The organism is Nonomuraea sp. 10N515B (genome assembly GCF_052245915.1).
GTDB lineage: Bacteria > Actinomycetota > Actinomycetes > Streptosporangiales > Streptosporangiaceae > Nonomuraea.
Genome location: NZ_JBQQBQ010000002.1, coordinates 46,286 through 65,755 on the forward strand (window position 1 = coordinate 46,286; position 19,470 = coordinate 65,755).

General features: G+C 70.0%; 18 protein-coding genes and 1 riboswitch. Of the genes, 10 read left to right on the forward strand and 8 right to left on the reverse strand.

Translation table 11 applies throughout. From position 1 onward, the window contains the following. Positions 1-111: 111 nt before the first annotated feature. Entirely contained in the window at positions 112-1,323 is a 1,212-nt protein-coding gene (locus tag ACTWQA_RS02610; RefSeq protein WP_443157692.1) for an MFS transporter, read from the reverse strand. A 215-nt stretch (positions 1,324-1,538) separates the two neighbouring features. Here ACTWQA_RS02610 and ACTWQA_RS02615 point away from each other — a divergent pair, with 215 nt between their 5' ends. Continuing rightward, positions 1,539-2,855, forward strand: a complete 1,317-nt coding sequence (locus tag ACTWQA_RS02615; RefSeq protein WP_443157693.1) for a ferredoxin reductase family protein — start codon at positions 1,539-1,541, stop codon at positions 2,853-2,855. 143 nt (positions 2,856-2,998) lie between these two features. Here the strand turns inward: ACTWQA_RS02615 and ACTWQA_RS02620 are convergent, their stop codons facing one another. The 3 genes from ACTWQA_RS02620 to ACTWQA_RS02630 all read right to left on the reverse strand — a co-directional run bounded on the left by ACTWQA_RS02620 (position 2,999) and on the right by ACTWQA_RS02630 (position 5,101). Next, entirely contained in the window at positions 2,999-3,847 is an 849-nt protein-coding gene (locus tag ACTWQA_RS02620; protein WP_443157694.1) for a tryptophan 2,3-dioxygenase family protein, read from the reverse strand. A 332-nt stretch (positions 3,848-4,179) separates the two neighbouring features. Beyond that, the gene (locus ACTWQA_RS02625; RefSeq protein ID WP_443157695.1) at positions 4,180-4,317 is read right to left on the reverse strand and encodes a hypothetical protein; all 138 of its coding nucleotides are present in this window, start codon (positions 4,315-4,317) and stop codon (positions 4,180-4,182) included. A gap of 133 nt (positions 4,318-4,450) precedes the next feature. After that, the gene (locus ACTWQA_RS02630; protein WP_443157696.1) at positions 4,451-5,101 is read right to left on the reverse strand and encodes a hypothetical protein; all 651 of its coding nucleotides are present in this window, start codon (positions 5,099-5,101) and stop codon (positions 4,451-4,453) included. A gap of 141 nt (positions 5,102-5,242) precedes the next feature. On the opposite strand from ACTWQA_RS02630, the gene ACTWQA_RS02635 reads away from it, so the two are divergent. After that, the gene (locus ACTWQA_RS02635) at positions 5,243-5,623 is read left to right on the forward strand and encodes an archease (RefSeq protein WP_443157697.1); all 381 of its coding nucleotides are present in this window, start codon (positions 5,243-5,245) and stop codon (positions 5,621-5,623) included. Positions 5,624-5,646: 23 nt separating this feature from the next. Here the strand turns inward: ACTWQA_RS02635 and ACTWQA_RS02640 are convergent, their stop codons facing one another. Next, a complete protein-coding gene (locus tag ACTWQA_RS02640) occupies positions 5,647-7,071 on the reverse strand; it encodes an RtcB family protein (RefSeq protein WP_443157698.1) in 1,425 nt (474 codons plus the stop codon). Between the two features lie 250 nt (positions 7,072-7,321). On the opposite strand from ACTWQA_RS02640, the gene ACTWQA_RS02645 reads away from it, so the two are divergent. Next, positions 7,322-7,897, forward strand: a complete 576-nt coding sequence (locus ACTWQA_RS02645) for a hypothetical protein (protein ID WP_443157699.1) — start codon at positions 7,322-7,324, stop codon at positions 7,895-7,897. Positions 7,898-7,926: 29 nt separating this feature from the next. Here ACTWQA_RS02645 and ACTWQA_RS02650 read toward each other — a convergent pair whose 3' ends face one another. Continuing rightward, positions 7,927-8,937: an aldo/keto reductase gene (locus ACTWQA_RS02650; RefSeq protein ID WP_443157700.1), complete on the reverse strand. Its 1,011-nt coding sequence runs from the start codon at positions 8,935-8,937 to the stop codon at positions 7,927-7,929. Between the two features lie 245 nt (positions 8,938-9,182). Here ACTWQA_RS02650 and ACTWQA_RS02655 point away from each other — a divergent pair, with 245 nt between their 5' ends. Together ACTWQA_RS02655 and ACTWQA_RS02660 are read left to right on the forward strand one after the other, a co-directional pair. Next, entirely contained in the window at positions 9,183-9,542 is a 360-nt protein-coding gene (locus ACTWQA_RS02655) for a response regulator transcription factor (protein ID WP_443157701.1), read from the forward strand. 158 nt (positions 9,543-9,700) lie between these two features. Continuing rightward, positions 9,701-9,836: riboswitch (cyclic di-AMP (ydaO/yuaA leader) on the forward strand. Between the two features lie 14 nt (positions 9,837-9,850). Further along, positions 9,851-10,579, forward strand: a complete 729-nt coding sequence (locus ACTWQA_RS02660; RefSeq protein WP_443157702.1) for a glycoside hydrolase family 25 protein — start codon at positions 9,851-9,853, stop codon at positions 10,577-10,579. A 65-nt stretch (positions 10,580-10,644) separates the two neighbouring features. Here ACTWQA_RS02660 and ACTWQA_RS02665 read toward each other — a convergent pair whose 3' ends face one another. Next, complete coding sequence (locus ACTWQA_RS02665; RefSeq protein WP_443157703.1) at positions 10,645-12,309, reverse strand: hypothetical protein; 1,665 nt, start codon at positions 12,307-12,309, stop codon at positions 10,645-10,647. A 238-nt stretch (positions 12,310-12,547) separates the two neighbouring features. On the opposite strand from ACTWQA_RS02665, the gene ACTWQA_RS02670 reads away from it, so the two are divergent. The 3 genes from ACTWQA_RS02670 (at position 12,548) to ACTWQA_RS02680 (ending at position 15,608) form a co-directional block, all read left to right on the forward strand. Next, positions 12,548-13,435: a Gfo/Idh/MocA family protein gene (locus tag ACTWQA_RS02670; RefSeq protein ID WP_443157704.1), complete on the forward strand. Its 888-nt coding sequence runs from the start codon at positions 12,548-12,550 to the stop codon at positions 13,433-13,435. Positions 13,436-13,506: 71 nt separating this feature from the next. After that, positions 13,507-14,514 carry an NAD-dependent epimerase/dehydratase family protein gene (locus tag ACTWQA_RS02675; protein ID WP_443157705.1) on the forward strand — a complete coding sequence of 336 codons (1,008 nt, stop codon included), beginning with the start codon at positions 13,507-13,509 and terminating at the stop codon, positions 14,512-14,514. 38 nt (positions 14,515-14,552) lie between these two features. Then, the gene (locus ACTWQA_RS02680; protein ID WP_305918092.1) at positions 14,553-15,608 is read left to right on the forward strand and encodes a dihydrodipicolinate synthase family protein; all 1,056 of its coding nucleotides are present in this window, start codon (positions 14,553-14,555) and stop codon (positions 15,606-15,608) included. A 58-nt stretch (positions 15,609-15,666) separates the two neighbouring features. Here ACTWQA_RS02680 and ACTWQA_RS02685 read toward each other — a convergent pair whose 3' ends face one another. Continuing rightward, positions 15,667-16,872, reverse strand: a complete 1,206-nt coding sequence (locus ACTWQA_RS02685) for a hypothetical protein (protein ID WP_443157706.1) — start codon at positions 16,870-16,872, stop codon at positions 15,667-15,669. A 48-nt stretch (positions 16,873-16,920) separates the two neighbouring features. Between ACTWQA_RS02685 and ACTWQA_RS02690 the strand changes: the two genes are divergently transcribed. Beyond that, the gene (locus tag ACTWQA_RS02690) at positions 16,921-18,132 is read left to right on the forward strand and encodes a DegT/DnrJ/EryC1/StrS family aminotransferase (RefSeq protein ID WP_443157707.1); all 1,212 of its coding nucleotides are present in this window, start codon (positions 16,921-16,923) and stop codon (positions 18,130-18,132) included. Positions 18,133-18,217: 85 nt separating this feature from the next. After that, positions 18,218-19,465 carry an ABC transporter substrate-binding protein gene (locus ACTWQA_RS02695; RefSeq protein WP_443157708.1) on the forward strand — a complete coding sequence of 416 codons (1,248 nt, stop codon included), beginning with the start codon at positions 18,218-18,220 and terminating at the stop codon, positions 19,463-19,465. Positions 19,466-19,470: the final 5 nt, after the last annotated feature.

The following is a 19,470-nucleotide window of genomic DNA, read 5'->3' on the forward strand; positions in this document are numbered from 1 at the left end:
GTGGACCATATGATCCGCTGAGAGGTTTTGAGCGTAACCAGCGCGGCGGACCCAGACAAGCCCTTGTCTTCACGGCGGCTTCCGGGCATGGCTCACCTGCCCACGCGTGGTTCAGGGAATGTCGTCAGCGTGTACGGCTGCTGCCGCAGCGGAACGGCGGCGTGTGTCGACCGCAGGTGCCAGGAAGGCGACGGAGGCGACGAAGGCGAGCACCACCAGCATGGCTGAGCGCAGGCCCCACTGCTCGCCGAGGAAGCCGAGCCCGGGCGGGCCCACGAGGAAGGCGATATAGCCGATCACGGCCACCAGGCTGACACGGGCCGTCTGATCCGGGCCCGATTCTCCCGCGGCCGACAGCGCGACGGGGAAGCCCAGTGACGCGCCGAGTCCCCAGAACAGAACGGCCGCTCCGGCCAGCACGGCGTTGTCCGAGAAGATCACCAGGATCAGGCCCAGCGCCCCCGAGACGGCACTGGCCCGCACGACAGTGGTCCGGCCGAAGCGGTCGAGAAAGAACGTGCCGCCGAAGCGGCCGATGGTCATGGCGGCGGCGAACCCGGTGAAGACCAGAGATCCGGACGCGGCGTCCAGGCCGTGTCCGTCCACCATGAGCAGCGGCAGCCAATCGTTGGCGGAACCCTCCGCCAGGGCCATCGCCAGCACGATCACACCGATCAGGAGGAGTTTGCGGTCCTTCCAGACTTTCGGCCGTGGGTGGCCGGCGCCGGCGCCGGCATGGTCTGGTGCGAGGACTCCGGTGCCTGCGGGGATGGAGCGGATGGCGTAGCAGAAGATCGCGGCCGCGATCAGGGTGACCGCTGCCAGATGCCAGTGCACCGGGAGGCGGGCGGCCGTGGCGGCGATGCCCGCGCAGGCGCCGATGACGGTGCCCAGGCTCCAGCATCCGTGCAGGGTGGGCAGCGTCGTCGTGTCACTGATCCGTTCGACGTCGGCGCCGTCGACGTTGACGGCGACGTCACCTGCCCCCATGCCCGCGCCGAACCCGCAGAGCCCCGCCATGACCAGCGGCGCGGACGAGAGGAGAGTGCCGACACTGATGACGGCCATGCTCACGATGACCAGCGCGGTTCCCACGCCGATGACAGGCCTGGTCCCGTAACGGGAGACGAGACGTCCGGAGCACAGAATCCCGATCATGGAGCCGAGCGACAGACCGAACAGCACCCAGCCCATCTGGCCGGTGGACGCCTCCAGCCGGTCGCGGATGTCCGGGGTGCGGGTCACCCACGACGACATCGCGATTCCTGGGAGGAGGAAGAACAGGAACAGCGCTTGCCGGCGCCGGCGCGTGGCGAGGTCCATGTAGACAGGTCTCCGTGGGAGTTCGGATGTCGGGGCAGTTCTGGAGTCCGCGCGATAGGGGAGCGGCGCCCCTCCAGCCGTCCGCTGGGGAATCGGTGGATCCCGGGGTTCGTGAGGATTTGTATCGCCTTTAAGGCTTACGGAGCGTTGGCCATGTGAGCAAAGGGTAGGCCCCTGGCCATACGGTCGTGCCGGGCAGGGGGGAGTCCGTTGCGATGTCGCTGGCTGTCCGGGGAGTTTTCTGGACCGGAACGTACGTGGCCGTGGCCGTCGCCCCTCTGGTCTTCGCGCTGCTTGGCGACAGCCCGCCCGGGCGCGGATTCCTCATCGACTTCTCGGTGGCCCTGGGCTTTGTCGGGCTGTCGATGATGGGACTGCAGTTCGCCCTCGTCGCGCGTTTCCAATCCGCTAACGCGCCATTCGGCGAAGACGCGGTGGTGCAATTCCACCGGCAAATATCCTACGTCGCGACCCTCTTCATTCTGGCTCATCCGGCGCTGCTGCTGGTCCAGGACATCGGCCTGATCGCACTGTTCAATCCGGTGACGGCGCCCTGGCGGGCCCGCTTCGCGGTCATCTCCACCGTGTGCGTGCTGGCCATCATGCTCACCTCCGTCTGGAGGCGGCAGTTCCGCCTGCGCTACGAGGTGTGGCATGGCCTGCACCTGCTGTTGTCCATCGCGTCCGTGCTGTTCGCTCTCACGCACATCGAACTGGTCGGCTACTACGTCGATACGCCGTGGAAGCAGGTGCTGTGGGTGGTCATGACGGCTGCCTTCGTCAGCCTGATCGTTTGGGTGCGCCTCGTCCGCCCGCTTCGTCGCCTCCGGCGGCCATGGGAAGTCGAGAGTGTCACCGCCGGGCGAGGCGCGACCACGACGATCACCTTGCGTCCCATCGGGCACGAGGGCTTCAGATTCGAGCCTGGACAGTTCGGGTGGATCACGGTGGGACGCTCTCCCTTCGCCCTCACCCAGCATCCCTTCTCGTTCTCCTCAAGCGCGGAGGCCGACGGCAGGGTGCAGATGAGCATCAAGGCAATCGGCGACTTCACCAACAGCGTGGCGGGACTGCGACCCGGCACCCGGGCCTATGTAGATGGCCCCCACGGCGTCTTCACTCCCGACCGTAACGAGGGGCCAGGCTTCGTACTGATTGCCGGCGGGATCGGCATCGGCCCGATGATGAGCATGCTCCGCACCTTTGCCGACCGCGATGACCAGCGGCCCTGCCAGCTGTTCTATGCCGGTCGCACACTCGAGGACACCCCATTTCTCGAAGAGATCCAGCAGCTGCGACAACGGCTCAACCTCACCCTGGTGCACGTTCTGGAAGACCCGCCGCAGGGCTGGACGGGTGAACGGGGTCGCATCGACCAGGCCTTGCTCCACCGGCACCTCCCCGAACGCTACGCGCGGATGCAGTTCTTCATCTGTGGGCCGCCACCCATGCTCGATGCCATGGAATCCACCCTTGCCGAACTCGGCGTACCGGCGGCGCACATCCACACCGAACGATTCGTCTTCGTCTGATCGGGAGAACGCCGATGCGTCACGTCTACACCACGCGCGCTGTCATCCTCATCGGCATCCTGCTCATCGTCGCCTCAGCGGCCTTCGCAGTGGCGAAGAACGTGTAGCGCATCGGCTCCTGAGAGTTCGGCGGATGCGTGGGATCAGACGCGGCTGCGCGCCGTCCACAGCTCGGGGAACACGTACTTCACGGCCCGCTTCTCCAGCCAGGCCACGCCCGCCGAGCCTCCGGTTCCGGTCTTGGCGCCCATCGCGCGCCGGGTCGCCACAAGGTGGTCGTTGCGCCACCGCCACACCAGCTCGCCGACGTCCGTCAACGCCTCGCCGAGCCGTGCCAGGTCGGCGTCCCGATCGCCGGAGTAGATCTCCGCCCACACCTCCTCGACCTCCGCCGAGGGTTCGTACCGCTGCGAGAGATCACGTTCGAGTACGGCCCGCGGTACGGCGTGGCCGCGCCGCGCGAGGAATCCCAGCACCTCGTCGTACAGGCTCGGCTGGTGCAGCGCTTTCTCCAGCTCCGCATGGACGCGCGGCGCGCCCCGGTGCGGCACCAGCATGGACGACGACTTCTCGCCGAGCAGGAACTCCATCCGCCGGTACATCGCCGACTGGAAGCCCGAGCCTTCGCCGAGCGCGGCTCGGTAGGCGTTGAACTCGGTAGGGGTCAGCTGTGACAGCGGCCGCCAGGAGGCGTTCAGCGCCTCGAGCTCGCGCACGCTGCGCTTGAGCGCGTCCATCGCGACCGGCAGCTGGTCCTCGCGCAGCGCTTGGCCGGCGGTCTCCCATTCATGGACGATCACGGTGAACCACAACTCCATGACCTGGGTGGTGACCAGGAACACCATCTCTCCGGGGTCGTCGGAGAGGGGGTGCTGGAGGTGGGTGAGGACGTCCGCGCGGACGTAGTCCTCATAAGGGGTTGTGCCCGCGAAGTCGAGGTTCGGGGACTCCGAACCGACACCGGCTTCTCGGGACTCGGGGCGATGCGACATCGCTGTCTCCTCGAGGAGTGCCACCGGGTAGCGGTCCGCTCCCTTCCTCTCGGCACTGGAGCCCCGGTCCCCTCGGGCCCGCCCGTCTCGGTACGGCGTCGAGCCCACCAGGCATGATGCGGGATTGTGTCCCGATATGGCAAGTGCTGGCCCCAGTGCGCGCTTCGCGGCCCTTCGGGCGCGGCTTACCACCGATCGCGCCCTCAGCCGGCCAGCTCATCGCTGCTTCCGGGCTCCTGTTGGCCTTGACCCCTTGCGCGGCCTTGATGCCCTCCTGACCCACCCCGGCACGATCATGAGCCGTTTGTTGATATCGGGCCGTGCGGCGCGGATCAAGCCCGCGCCCGAAGCATCCGATCGAGGGTGATGCGGGTGAGCCAGCCCAGGCCGGCCGTGAAGAGCGGCGGGCACACGATCGGCCCGAAGGTGTAGCCGACCAGCACCACGAGCGGGATCCACCCGCGGTTCACGGCCTGGTGGAGAGCGCCGGGCGGCGGCCCCAGAACGCGAGCAAATCCTCACGTTTCTGTTACCGAACAGGCCCTCGGCGGCGATCGTGAATCCGCGCGTGGTCATGCGCGTACGGCAGGAGCCCGGCGTAACTCACCGACCGGCGAGGGCGCGGATCTCCTCGTGGCGGTGGTCCAGATCGATCTGGGCCAGCGCGCCGACCAGCCACCCGAACTGCTCGGACTCCTCATACTCCGCCAGCTCGGCCAGGTCTTCGGGGGTGCGGCCCAGCCCGAGCTTGCGCGCCGCGGACAACGCCTGCGGATCGGCGAACGGCGACACCTCCTTCCACAGGATCTGGGCCTCGCGGAAGAACAGGTCCACGACCTTGCCGTCCACACCTGGGAGCTCCTCCAGCAGCGCCCGCTCCCGGGCGGGGTCCCGCCGCGCCTCGGTACGCAGTCGGCGCAGGTCGCCCCGATAGCGGCCGGCCACGGTCTGGGCCAGCTCGCCGAGAACCTCGGCGGTGCCCCGCCGCACGCCCTTGCCGAGGAGCTCGACCCGCTTCTCGTACGGCGAGGCCGCCAGCTTCTGCGCAGTGTCCCACCGGTCGCGCAGACGCTGGGCCGCCTCCACCGCCACGTGGTAGTCGTTGCTGCGGCGCAGCAATATCGACAGGTAGAGCAGCTGGAACAGCCGTCCCGGATTGTTGGTCACCGGGAACCCATGCGGCTCGGCGAAACCGCGTCCCACCTCGCGCAACAGCCCCCGGACCAGGCGGCGCTTCTCATCGACGTCCATCATGCCCTGCCGCCTACCCGCCGCCGATCCGGCAAACGCCCGTGCCGCCTACGGGCCGAAAAGAGGGGAATCCTTGACGGCGAGAGTATTCCCGACAAAGCGGCATGCTGCTGGAGTGGCGATATGAGCGGAGGTCATCGCGCGATGCCGCACACCGCGGACATCGCGGTGGAGGCGTGGGGGGACAGCCGCGAGGAATGCCTCGCCGAGGCCGTGCGGGGCCTGGTCGAGAGCTTCGCCGACATCCGGGACGCGCCGCCGGGCCACGGCGTGGACCTCACGGTGACGGCACAGACTGACGAGGACCTGCTCGTCGAGGTGCTGCAAGAGGTGATCTACCAGATCGAGGTGCACGGCCGGCTGGTCGTGGACGTGTCGCCCGGCGCGGCCGGGCTGCGGCTGTCCACCGTCCCGGCGGAGTCGGTGGAGCAGGTCGGCGCCATGCCGAAGGCGGTGACCGCGCACGACGTGCGCTTCGGGGAGACAGACGGGACATGGCGGGCACACGTCGTGGTCGACGTCTAGCCCCACGGGACTTGCGCGGTGAGCTAGCCCTTCACGACGCCGACGGGCGCCAGCTTGGCCACCTTGCGCGCCAGGCCAGCCTGTACGCAGACCTCGACCACCGCGTCCAGATCCTTGTACGCCTGCGGCGTCTCCTCGGTCAGCCCGCGCGGCGACGCCCCGCGTACGGCGATCCCGGCACGCTCCAGCTCGGCCCGCAAGGTGGCCGCCCTGGTGGTCTTGACCGCCTGGTGGCGGCTCAGCCGGCGACCGGCCCCATGGCAGGCCGAAGCGAACGCCGGCCCGCCCGGCACTCCGGCCAGCACGTACGAGCCCACCCCCATGGACCCAGGCACCAGCACCGGCTGCCCCAACGGCCGGAGATCGGGCGGCAGGTCCGCGTGGTCGGGTGGCAGCGCCAGCGTCGCGCCCTTGCGGTGCACGCACAGCTGCCGCGTCCCGCCGTCCACCTGGTGGGCCTCCAGCTTGGCGAGGTTGTGCGACACGTCGTACAGCAGGCTCAGGTCGCCGTGGCCCGTGACGCGGTCGAAGGCCCGGCGGGCGGCCTGGCCGAGCAGTTGCCGGTTGGCCCGGCCGTAATTGGCGGCCGCCGCCATTGCCGCGAGGTAGGCCCGTCCCTCGTGCGACTCGACCGGCGCGCACGCCAGCTGCCGGTCAGGCACGCGGATGCCGTACCTGGTCATCGCCGCCTGCATGGTCTTCACGGCGTCGGTGCAGATCTGGTGGCCCAGCCCGCGCGACCCCGTGTGGATCATCACGCACACCCGGCCCTGCCACAGCCCGTACGCCTCGGCGACCTCCTCGTCGTAGACGTCGGTGACGGCCTCGACCTCCAGGAAATGGTTGCCCGAGCCGAGGCTGCCGACCTGCTGCAGCCCGCGCTCCCGCGCCCGGTGGCCGACTCCGGCCGGATCGGCGTCGGCCACCGCGCCCCGGTCCTCGCAGCGCTCCAGGTCGCCGGGCTCGCCGTGGCCGCGCTCGACAGCGTACCGGGCGCCGCCGGCCAGGATGTTCTCCAGCTCGGCCTGGCTGTGCAGCCGCCACACCGCGCCCTTGCTCATGCCGCGCGGAACCGACACGTCGAGGGCGTCCATCAGCTTGTCCAGGCGTGGCCGCAGGTCGTCCACGTGCAGGTCGGCGAGCAGCAGCCGGACGCCGCAGGAGATGTCGAACCCCACCCCGCCCGGCGAGACCACCCCGCCCGCGGCCACGTCGGTGGCCGCCACGCCGCCGATCGGGAACCCGTACCCCCAGTGCATGTCGGGCATCGCGTAGGCGGCCTCCACGATCCCGGGCAGGGTCGCCACCGCCGCGACCTGGGCCAGCGCCTGATCCTCCGACGGGTCAGGCAGCAGCTCCCGGGTCGCGAAGACCACGCCGGGCACCCGCATGCCGCCCTCGGGCTCGATCCGCCACCGGTACGGCCGCTCCTCGACCAGTTGCATCATCACGGTCACCTTGCCGTCTCGCCCTCCCGCCCCGCCTACCCACACACCAGCCGGGGAACATCGCCGATGCCAGGTGAGCGTGTTTTCCGCCTGACCGGCGTCGAGCTGATGCCCCGCATCCGGCGTGGCACGCGGGTGCTCGGGCTGACGGCGGCCGTCGCGACCTACCGCGCGGCAGGCGTGACGATCGAGCCATCGGAGCTCCGGACGTGCACACGGCCGAGTGGGCCGAAGCCTAAGCTTCGAGGGTATGCATCCGGAAACCATGTTCGGCTGGCCGACCAGGACCGACAACGACCCCGCCCGCGTCGCCCTCCTGCTGCCCGGCCGTGCCTACGTCCCGGCCCGGCCCCTGCTGCACTATGCCAAGACGGTCTTGACCGCACACGGCTGGACCACCCAGGAAGTCTGGTGGCAGCAGCCGCCGGACCTCCCGCCCGACGACTATCCCACGTGGGTGATCGACCAGGTCACCCGGTACGTCGAACAGGAGGTCGACGCCCGGCGCGTGCTCCTGGTGGGTAAGTCCCTGGCCAGCTTCGCCGCCTCGGTCGCGGCCGACCGCGACCTGCCGGCGATCTGGCTCACGCCGCTCCTGCACCACCCTCAGGTGACCGGCGCATTGCGCCGCGCAAAGGCGCGCACCCTGCTCGTCGGCGGCACCGCGGACACTGCTTGGAAGTCTGAGGTGGCCCGTGCCCTCCCGGTCGAGCACCTGGAAGTCCCGGGCGCCGACCACGGCCTGGAGACGCGAAACCCGGTCGGCTCGGCGGAGGTGCTCGCCCGTGTGACGGCGGCCATGGAGTCCTTCGTCAGGAACCTGTGACAGCTCATGAAACGGATCAGGGAGCCGGGCTAAGATCCGGGTGCCACAGGGCCGGAGACCGACGCCAGCAGCTCGCCGATCTGGGCCATTTCCGCTGCGGTCAGCGGCCCGTGGCGTAGCGCGCCGGCGTTCTCCCCGGTCTGGGCGGCCGTCCTGATGCCGGGGATCGGCACTGTCCGACCGCCGCGGGCCAGCAGCCAGCCCAGGGCGCCCTGGACGAGGGTGCGGCCGCCGGAGGTCAGGATGTCGCGGATCGCCTCCAGCATGGCGAGAAACTCCGGTGCAGGGCTGCCATCACGGAAGAAGGTCATCCACGCTGGCGAGTCGCCGCGGACGTCGTTCATCGGCAGCCGGGAGTGCGGAGCGTACTTGCCGGACAACAGCCCCATCGCCAGCGGTCCCCGGTTGACCGAGGCGAGGTCGTGCGTGTCGCACACGGCCAGCATCGCCGGGGCGTCGCGCAGGACGCTGAGCTCGTGCTGTACGGCGGCGCAGTGGGGGCCCTTGGCGAACGCCGCCGCCCGTTCCGGGTCGTCGGTGCTCCACCCGTAGGCGCGGATCAGCCCGTCGTCGACGAGTTCCTCGAGTGTGGCGATCATGTCGTCCGCCCGCTCCAGGGGAGCGTCGCCGACGTGCAACTGGTAAAGGTCGATGTGATCGGTGCCCAGCCGTTCCAGCGACGCCCGGCACGCCTGCCGGATGTAGGCGGGGGAGACGTCGTGGCCAGTGACGTTCCTGCTCGCGGCGTCGAAGGTGTTGCCGAACTTGGTGGCGATGACCACCTCGTCGCGCCGTCCCGCCAGCGCCCGCCGGAGCACTTCCTCGCTGTGCCCAGTGCCGTAGACGTCGGCCGTGTCGAAGAACGTGATCCCGAGGTCGAGCGCCCGATGCACGGCCGCCACCGACACGTCGTCGTCCACCTCCCCCCATCCCGCGGGCTTGCCGCGGGCCGTGAACGGACCCCCGATGGCCCAGGCGCCGAACCCGATCGCACTCACCTGGATGCCGCTGCGCCCTAGATGCCGGAACGGAAGGGTCATGTCGGGCTCTCCTTCTGACATGCCGTAGACGGTTCGAGGAGCACGCTGCCATCTGGAGTGCGCTCCAGGTCAAGGCGGGGTACACGCATACGTTCAGCCTTCCGCAGGCGGCAGCCGTCGTCACCACCAAAGCTGCCCGCCGCCTCGAACGCGATCGGCCGCGGCCGGTGTGGCGTCTATCACCGTGGTCGCGCAGGTCGGCTCCGGCGACGAGGCCGTCGCCGCGGCCCGCGAGACCTCGCCCGATGTGGCGCTGCCCCGGCTACCTCGCGCGTGCCATGGCGGCGGGCGCCTCAGGTTTCATCGTCAAGGACGCGCCCCCCGAAGACCTCGCCGACGCGGTGCGCAAGGTCTATCGAGGCATCCGGGTCGTCGACCCGGTCCTTGCCACCGAGTCGTTGATCCACGGGATCAACCCGCTGACGGCGCGCGAGCGGGAAGTGCTGGTCGCGGTCGGCGCCGGCCACGCCATCGCCGAGGTCGCCAAGCTGCTGCGACTCTCCGAGGGCACCGTGCGCAACCACCTTTCGGCGGCGATCGGAAAGACCGGCACCCGCAGCAGGAGCGAGGCCGCGGCGGTGGCCAGGGAACGCGGCTGGCTGTAGGCAGGTGGAGGACGTTGGAGAGCGCCGTTTCCAGCCCTTGACTAGGAATCTATCCGTTTGTAGCCTGAATGTCAGATATGTACCCAGACAGGGTATTTGGGGTATACATCCGACTTATCGGTTCGTTACCCGACCATCGCCAGACGCATCACAGGACGGACCTGTGACCGCTGAATCCGCCTTGCGCGGAACCGGGGACCCACATCCCTTGGGGTGAATCGGCATGCCATGCCGTAGGGCAGCTTCCACGCCCGAACCCGTCAGCTAACCCGGTAAGCGGTATGGAAGCAAGGAGAACCCCCTTCACGATGGCCAAGCATCGTACGATCCATGCCCCCAAGATCAACAACCCCGCCGCCGGCACCTCCCGCGCTCTGCGCAAGATCACGGCAACCGTGTCACTGGCTCTGGTCACCGCCCTGGCGGGTGCCGGTCTCGCGGGTCCCGCACAGGCGGACGGCTTCATCGAGGGGCGCGACATGTCCCACTACGAATCCACTTACGACTGGGCCGGCAGCGGCGTCCAGTTCGGCATCGTCAAGGCGACCGAAGGCACCGACTTCATCGACAGTTCGTTCGCGCGTCACTGGGCGGAGATCGGCAAACTTCCCATGGTCCGCGGTGCGTACCACTTCGGGCACCCGGCCAACGACCCCGTCGCCGAGGCCGACTTCTTCCTCTCCGTGCTGGACAAGCAGCCCGCCAAGGCCGGAGACCTGCTCGTCCTCGACCTCGAGACCGCGGACGGTCAGTCGGCGGAGCGCGTGAACACCTGGGCCAAGACGTGGCTGGAACGGGTGAAGTCCAAGACCGGCGTCACGCCGCTGTTCTACGCCAACTACAACTTCGCCGAGCAGTACGGCCAGGGGCTGGGCGAGTACCCGCTGTGGGTGGCGCACTACAGCAAGGCCAAGGGCACGGTCGCCACGCCGACGCACTGGAAGACGTGGGCCATCCACCAGTACACCGACGACCCGTGGGACCAGAACGTCTCCTCCCTGCGCCAGGAACAGCTCCGCGCCCTCGGCCGGAAGTAGCCGGAGGCCTGCCCGTCGGTCGCGGACCCCGGTGCCGGGGCCGCGACCGTGGCCGGATCATCCCCTCATGATGGGCACGGAGCGGTCGTGGTGGAGAAGCGGAAGGCCGTGCGTGCAGGGGCGCCCACCAGGTTGTCCCAGAATCGGCGCGGGGTCAGCGGGGCCCTTGTGGCGTCGAGCAGATCCGGGAACCGGCCGGTGGCCAGCTCACTCCTGATCCGCTGCACCTCGGCCTGGAGCCGCTCGTCCGGCAGCCGAGTGCCTGGGGCCATGTAGTCGGCGAGGACGTACGCGGCGGGAAGCGGCTTCTCATGCCCGACCCGCTGCCCGCACGCCAGCGCCATGTGACTGCCGAGGGCGTTGGCCAAGCCGAGCTGGTCCACGACGAGGACGTCCAGCGGGAACGACGCCCCCAGCGTGCCGAGGACCTTGCCTGCCACGGCCAGGCGTGCGGGCTGGTCGGGCCGGAGCGGCACCGGCACCGTGTCCGGCACATGCAGACCGGTGGCGTGCACGGCGTTCAGCGGGTTCGGACTGGCGCGAACATAGGGCGTGGCGGTGACCGGATGCGGGTCCTTGGTCTGGACTACGTAAAAGCCGCGCTCGTCCGCGATTCCGTCCGGCCCGACGGCTTGTTCGTACGGCACGTCGAATGCCACGGCGCAGACCACGGCCCACAGCGTCACGACCGTGCACGTGAGCGCGGTCAGGGCACGCAGGGGGAGGACCATGGCGGGGAGCAGGACAAGCAGCAGCACCGGCAGCATCATCCGGCCATGCATGAAGTCGCCGCCGACGCGCAGGACATAAAGCAGCATCAAGATCCCCGCCAGGAGCGGGGCCATCGACACGATGAGATCGCGGCGCGTGCGGAACGCCCACAGGGACAGCGGGATGACCGCCAGCAGGGGGCCGACCAGCTGATAGGTCAGCACGGTGTCTCCGGCATAGAGGAGACCACGTGCCCACCGGGCCTCGCCGGCCTCTTTGGCGAGGGCGGTGTTGGGCACGAGAAGCCCGTAGTAGCCCATCCGGAAGATTTGATAGGCGGCCGGCAGGGCCAGGGACATCGCGAACCAGCGGGCGGCGGACCACCATCCCGGCCACCGCAGGACGAGCAACGCGCCGAAGAAGATCGGGTAGACGAGGGCCAGCTCCGGCCGGACCAGAGGCGCCAGACCGAGGACGAACACCAGTGGCCGCACCGGTCCGCCGGAAGCCGCCCGGACCAGCAGCCACCACGACACACTGATCCACAGAAAAGCCAACCCGGTCTCCAGACCGGAGGTCGCGTACTCCCAGAACGGCGGCAAAGCGAGGACGACCAGCACTCCGGCCGGCAGGAACCAGCGCGAGCCGCCGTGCAGCAGCATGGCGCCGACGACGGCGAACGTCACGGCGCCGACCGTGCACACCAGGCCGAGCAGCACGGAGACGTAGGCCACGTCCCCCTGGGTCAGCCAGGAGATCAGCGCGATCAGATAGGTCCAGGCGGTGCTGGTGTTGGCCTCGACACGCTCACCGATGTTGAAGACCGGCCCATGACCCGACAGCAGCTGCTGGACGGTCCGCACAGCGATCAGGCCATCGTCGCTGATCCAGCGGTTCTGCCACCCGGCGAAGGCCATCACGGCCGCGGCCGCCACCGTGATCACGCCGTTCCAGAGCCGTGCCCGCCGCGGTGATCGCGTGGCTGCGGGAGCGCGATCGGCGTAGATGAGCGGGCGCACGGCATCCTCCATACATCGCATCCACCACGGGGCTTCCACCCCTGGGTGTGGAGACCGCTCGTCGAACAACGATTGCCACCGTAGTTGACGTCGCCTTGTGCTGGACCAGGCCGGGAGAGCCGCTGATTATGGCCCTGGCCGTAAACGGTGCCGTGTCCCCGCAGGCCCGGTGTCGGCGACCCGAGCTGCCATGATGTCTGAGTTTCTCGAAGCCGTCGCCGGAAACGGAGAACAGACCGTGCGCATCGCTCTCGCCGGGCTCGCCACCAGCCATCCCTACACCGACGCCCGCACCCTGGCCCGCCATGCCGAGCTCGTCGTGTGGGAGCAGGATCCGGAGCGGCTGCGGCGGTTCACCGATGAGCATCCGCGGGCGAAGGTGGCAGGGAGCCTGGCCGAGATGCTGGCCGGCCCGCTCGACGGGGTGGTGCTGACCGTGCCCAACCCTCAGGTGCCGCAGGCGCTGGCCAAGGTGCTGGAGACGGGCGTGGCCTGCTTCGTGAACAAGCCTGCCGCCGCCAGCCGGGCCCAGCTGGAGCAGCTCGATCGGCTGCCGGTCCACGACCGCGTGCTGTCCAGCTCGGTGCTGCGGTTCGCGCCGGCCTTCGCGGGAACTCGGGTCGATCGGGGCGAGGTGCTGGCCGTGCGGGCGACCGTACGGCATGACGTGGGGATCTGGGCGACCGGCTACAACGCCTGGCAGGACACGCCTGGCGAGGGCGGCGGGACGATGGTCACCATGGGGATCCACGGGGTGGAGCTGCTGGTGGCGCTGCTCGGTCCCGACGTGCGGCTGGCAGGCGCGGCGGGGGCGAGGCGGCACTACGCGACGCTTCGGTCGGAGGACACCGCGGTGATGGCGCTGCGCTGGGATGACGGCATCACCGGCACGGTGGAGATCCTCGGCGTCTCGGAGTCCGAGTCCTACAGCGTCACGCTGCACAAGCGCGACACCACCGAGACGATCGTGATCGAGGGCGGGGACGATCCGGTTCAGGGGCTCGGGTACGAAGGGACGATCGAGGCCTTCCTCGCGATGGTGGGCGGGGCGCCCAGCCCGGTGCCGTGGCGGCACACGAGGGCCGTGCTCGAGGTGCTGGTCTCCGCACGCGAGATGACCGCCTGAGCAACCCCCAGCCCGTTGACAGGCGGACTCTGTCCCAGTTACGGTCTGGACCGTAAATGAGAGGAGACCGTGTGCGGACGACAGCGGAACTCGAGGAGCGGCTGGCACGGCCGACGGCCGGGCTCGTCGACGATCTGGGCAAGCTCGAAGGCGACATCATGATCCTCGGCGCCGGCGGCAAGCTCGGCCCCAGCCTGGTACGCCTGGCCCTGAACGGGGTCCAGGGCGAGCGGCGGATCATCGCGGTGTCCCGCTTCTCCGAGCCGGGCCTCGCCCAGGCGCTCCAGGAGGAGGGCGCCACCGTGGTCGCCGCCGACGTCGCCGACGAGCGGGCGCTGCGCGAGCTGCCGGACGCGCCCAACGTGGTGTTCCTGGTCGGCGCCAAGTTCGGCACGCAGGGCCGCGAGCACGCCACCTGGTTCACCAACGCCTACCTGCCGGGCCGCGTCGCCGACCGGTTCGCCGGCAGCAGGATCGCCGCGCTGTCCACCGGGAACGTCTACCCCCTCGTTCCCGTCGCCGGCGGCGGCAGCACCGAGGATTCGCCCACCGGGCCCGTGGGTGACTACGCGATGAGCTGCCTGGGCAGGGAGCGCGTGCTGACGCACTTCGCCGAGACGAACCGCACTCCCATGTCGCTGATCCGCCTCAACTACGCGGTCGAGCTCCGCTACGGCGTGCTCGTCGACCTTGCCCAGAAGGTGCTCGCGGGCACGCCCATAGACCTCGCGACGGGCCAGGTGAACGTGGTCTGGCAGGGCTACGCCAACGAGGTCGCGCTCCGGTCGCTGCTGCTCGCCGACGTGCCGCCGTACGTGCTCAACGTCACGGGTCCCGAGCTGATCTCGGTCCGGCAGGCGGCGCGGGCGCTCGGCGCGGCGCTCGGCAAGGAGCCGGTGTTCACCGGCGAGGAGGCGCCGACGGCGCTGCTGTCGAACGCCTCCCGCTGCCATCGCCTGTTCGGCTACCCCGAGCTGACCCCCGCCGAGCTCATCGAGCACACGGCACGCTGGGTCGCCGGCGGCGGTCCGCTGCTGGGCAAGCCCACTAAGTTCGAACGCCGCGACGGACGCTTCTGATCCGCGTGCTCACTTCTCACGACCAAGGGGGATCTCACGTGCTCGGCACGGCTCCGCAGGCGCAGACGTCTGTGCGCGACCTGTTCAGGCGCGGTCTGGTGATCCCGGCGCATCCCCTGGCCCTGACCGAGGACAGGAAGCTGGACGAGCGGCGCCAGCGCGCGCTGACGCGCTACTACGTCGAGGCCGGTGCGGGCGGGCTGGCGGTGGGCGTGCACACCACGCAGTTCGCCATCCACGGCACCGGCCTGCTGGCGCCCGTGCTCGAACTGGCCGCCGGCACGGCCAGAGAGTCCGGGCGCGAGGTGGTGCTGGTGGCCGGCGCGACCGGGTCCACGGCGCAGGCGGTGGCGGAGGCGGAGCTGGCCAGGTCGCTCGGCTATCACATGGTGCTGCTCAGCCCGTACCGGGAGCTCGACGAGGACGGGCTGATCGAGCGGGCGCGGGCCGTGGGCGACGTGCTGCCGGTGATCGGCTTCTACCTGCAACCCGCGGTGGGCGGACGCCCTCTGTCACGCGATTTCTGGACGAGGCTGGCGGCGATCGAGTCCGTGGTGGGCGTCAAGGTCGCGCCCTTCGACCGCTACCGCACCCTCGACGTGCTGCACGGCGTCGTGCGGGCGGGCCGGGCCGGGGAGGTGGCGCTCTACACGGGCAACGACGACCACATCCTGGCCGATCTCATCACCTCACACCGGGTGGTCGTGGACGGGCGCGAGGTACAGGTGGAGTTCGTCGGCGGCCTGCTCGGCCAGTGGGCCGTCTGGGTGCGGCGGGCGGTGGAGCTGCTGGAGGAGGCCACGCTGGCCCGGTCGGGAGACGACGCGGCGGTACGCCGGCTGCTGGGCCTCGACGGCCACCTCACCGACGCCAACGCGGCCATCTTCGACTCCGCGAACGGCTTCCGCGGCTGCATCCCTGGCATCCACGAGGTGCTGCGCCGCCAGGGGCTGCTGGCGGGCCGCTGGTGCCTGGACCCCGCGGAGGAACTGTCGCCGGGGCAGCTGGCGGAGATCGACCGCATCTGGGCCGCCTACCCATGGCTGCGTGACGACGACTTCGTGGCCCAAGGGCTGGACCGGTGGCTCGCCTGACGGGCCGGGCCGCCCTCGAGGCCGTGAGGCCTCGAGGAGGATCACGCGAGGGACCGAGCTAGAGGGTGAGGCGGTAGAGGGTGAGGGGACGGCCGCTGGAGCCGCTGGTCAGGTTGCCGGTGCGTTCGGCCAGCCCGGCCAGCTCCAGCCGGTGCAGCATCCGCCGGGCGGTGCGCTGCTGGACGGCGAGCCGCTCGGCGATCTCCCGCGTGGTCAGCGCCTCGCCCCCGGCCGCGTCGCGGGCCTCCAGCAGCTTCTCCAGGGTCGGCACCGACAGGCCCACACGGCGGGCGAGCACCGACAGGTTCTGCTCGCCGGAGGGCAGGTTGATCACCGACTCCAGCACGATGTCGGTGTCGGCCCGCAAGGACAGAACGGCGGCCACGTCCCCGATGCGCCTGGCCCTGGCCAGCGCCCGGCGGGCCAGGCTCTCGGCCTCCGCCGCGCTGCGCCCGAGGCCGAAACCCACCCGCGCCACGGTGCTGTGACCGGCCAGCCGCGCCAGCATGGGCAGCCCGGTGAAGCCGCCGGTGGCGTCGAAGAGCGGGCCGCGGGTGGTCACCAGCAGGTGGGTGCCGCCACGGAAGGCGGCCAGCGTGCCGCCCAGCGCGGCGGCCTCGCGCAGCAGACCTTCGTCGCCGTCCACCTCCACCAGGCCGAGCGCGATCTGCGCGTCCTCCTGGGCCTGGCCTTCGGCGGTCAGCAGGAGCTGGCGCAGCGCCACGCGGACCGAGTGCTCCGACGGCGCCAGGCGCAGCACGTGCATCTCGCCGCGCAGCGCCTCGTGCACCGAGCTCAGGCAGGTGATCACCGGGTGGTCCGGGTCACGGCGGTGGAAGGAGACGATCTTCTTGGAGGTCGTCTCCGGCCGGTAGCCGAGCGTGCGCAGCCGGTCGGTGGGCAGCCCGGCCTCGACGAACGTGGCGATGACGTCGGCGGGGGCGATGGTGTCGATGGACAGCCGCGTGATGTCGTGGCCCTCGTGCTGCAGCCGCACCAGGGCGCTGAGCAGTGTCGCGCCCGAGTAGTCGACGAACACGCCGGGGCGGGTGAGCGCGTCGGCGCCGCGGGCCAGCATGTAGGGCACGATGCCGGTGAACAGCCAGCCCTCGACCGAGCCTGCGTGGGCCTCCACGATGGCCGGAGCCTGCGACTCGTGGTCGTAGTCGAGCCGGAGCGTGCTCACGCCGGGCTGCTCCTCGCAGGTGGCCGCGACGTCGTCGACCAGATCATGCGGGCCGACGACTCCGATGACGATTCCCACCCGCGTCTCCCTTCCCCTTCTTTACGGTCTAGACCGAAAGGTTATCCGGTGACCCTGCACTTTCCCAACATGGCCGAACCCGCAGGCCGCACGCTCGGCGACGAGGAGGTGGCGGCGCTGGATCGGGTCATCCGCTCCGGCATGCTCAACTCCGTGTGGGGGACCGAGGCGCGGGCGCTCGAACGCGAGGTCGCCGAGCTTTACGGCTCCCGCCATGCGATCGCGTGCGCGTCCGGCACCGCGGCCCTCCACCTGTCGGTCGTGGCGGCGGCGCCGGATCCCGGTGACGAGATCATCACGACGCCGATCACGGACTTCGGGACCGTGGCCCCCATCTTGGCGCAGAACGCCGTTCCTGTCTTCGCCGACGTCGATCCGTCCGACGGCAACCTCGATCCGGACGCCGTGGCCGCGCTCATCGGGCCGCGCACCCGCGCGATCATGGCGGTGCACCTGTTCGGCGCGCCCGCCCGGATCGGCGAGCTGCGCGCCCTGGCGGACGAGCACGGCCTCACGCTCATCGAGGACTGCGCCCAGGCCTGGCTGACCGAGCTGCCCGGCGGCGGCCGGTACGCGGGCACGGGCGGCCACGTGGGAACCTTGAGCCTGCAGCAGTGGAAGCACATCACCTGCGGCGACGGTGGCCTGGCCATCACCGGCGACGACGAGCTCGCCAGGCGCATGCGGCTGTTCGCGGACAAGGGATGGGACCGGGCCGCGGGCCGTTCGCACGAGAGCCTGGGCCTGAACTACCGGATGACCGAGCTGCAGGCCGCGGTGGCCAGGGCCCAGCTCGCGAAACTGCCGGGAGTCGTGGAGTCCAGACGCCGCACCGCCGTGGAGCTCATCGAGGCGTTGCGCAGGATGGACCCGGGGAGCGGGGCCACGATACGGCCGGCCCGGCCGGACGGATCCCAGGTCGAGATCGGGCTGCCCCGGCCGGACGGGCACGCCTGGTGGTTGTTCCCGCTCGTACTGCCCGGCGGGGACGCGCCCGAGCTGGCGGCGCACCTGAACGCGGCCGGGATTCCGGCACGGCCCGGTTATCTGAAGGAGCCCCTCAACCGGGCCCCGCTGTGGGACAGGCCGGTTTACGGCGCCTCCCGCTACCCCCTCGAGGGCTACCGTCCCGCCCCCTGTCCCGAGGCCGAACGGCTGGTCGGCAGCACGCTCCTGATCATCGACTGGAACGAGCACTACACGTCGGAGCACGTCAAGGTCATCGCCGACGCCATCGCGAGCTATCCCGGCAAGGCGTAGTTACGTTCATGTATCAGGCATTGACCGGGCTCCGCTCGATCAATAGGTTTCGGTCAGGACCGGTATTCAGGAAAGGAAGCCGCCGATGAAGAAGGTAGCGGCAGCCGGCTTCGCGGCCGCCCTCAGCGTCGTGATCGCCGGGTGCGGATCCGGTGGCTCGGGTTCGGACAAGAGCACGGTGACGCTCTGGATGTATCCCGTGATCGCGGACCAGGCCGGGAACAAGGCGTTCTGGGACAAGGTCGAGAAGGACTTCGAGGCCAAGAACCCCGCGATCGACGTCACGATCGACCAGCAGCCCTGGGACGGCCGTCAGGAGAAGATCACCACGGCGCTGGCCTCCAAGAAGGGCTTCGACCTGGTCGTCCTAGGCCCGGACCAGATCCCGCAGTACGCCCAGCAGGGCACACTGGAGCCCGTGGACGACGTGATCGCCGCCGACAAGAGCGCCTACCTGCCCAACGCGCTCACCGCGCTGACGGTGAGCGGCAAGCTCTACGGCGTGCCCATCTATCAGACGATCACCGCCCCCATCTACAACAAGAAGCTCTTCGCCGACGCGGGCGTCACCAAGGTGCCGGAAACGCTGGCCGAGCTGAAGGAGGCCGCACCCAAGCTGGCCGCCAAGAAGGTGGCCATCCTCGACTACCCCGGCAAACCCGAGGTCTCGCTCAACCAGAGCTTCTATCCCATCCTGTGGGCCAACGGCGGCTCGGTGTTCTCGCCCGACGGCAAGAGCGTGACCGTCAACAACCAGCAGGGCATCGACAGCCTGCAGTTCCTGCTCGACCTGAAGGCGGTCGGCGGCCTGCCGGAAAACACCGCCAGCAAGAGCAACGACGTCGAGGGCGGCGCGCTCGCCGCCGGCAAGACCGCGATGTACCACGCGGCCACGGCACTCAACGCCGAGCAGCTCGGCGCCGCCATCGGCGCGGAGAACGTAGGCGTCGGCCTGCCGCTGGAAGGCAGCAAGCGGGTCGCGTTCGGCATCCCGGGCGGCCTGGTCGTGGCCAAGCACTCCGCGAACAAGGACGCGGCCAAGAAGTTCGCCGGCTACATCGCCTCTCCCGAGGTGGCCGCGTCGCTGGCCAAGGAGTCCGGCTTCTTCTCCGCGCGTACCGACGTGACGATCCCCGACCAGTTGGCGACCTCCAAAGAGTTCGCCAAGTCGCTGCAGTACGCCTACCCCGGCGACACCCACCCCAAGGCCCGCCAGGTCATGGCGATGATCTCGGCCCACATCCAGGCGGCGCTGATCGGCAAGGAGGACGCCAAGACAGCTCTGGACGCCGCCGCCAAGGAGGGCAACGAGCTGCTGGCCACCGGCGGCTGACACGA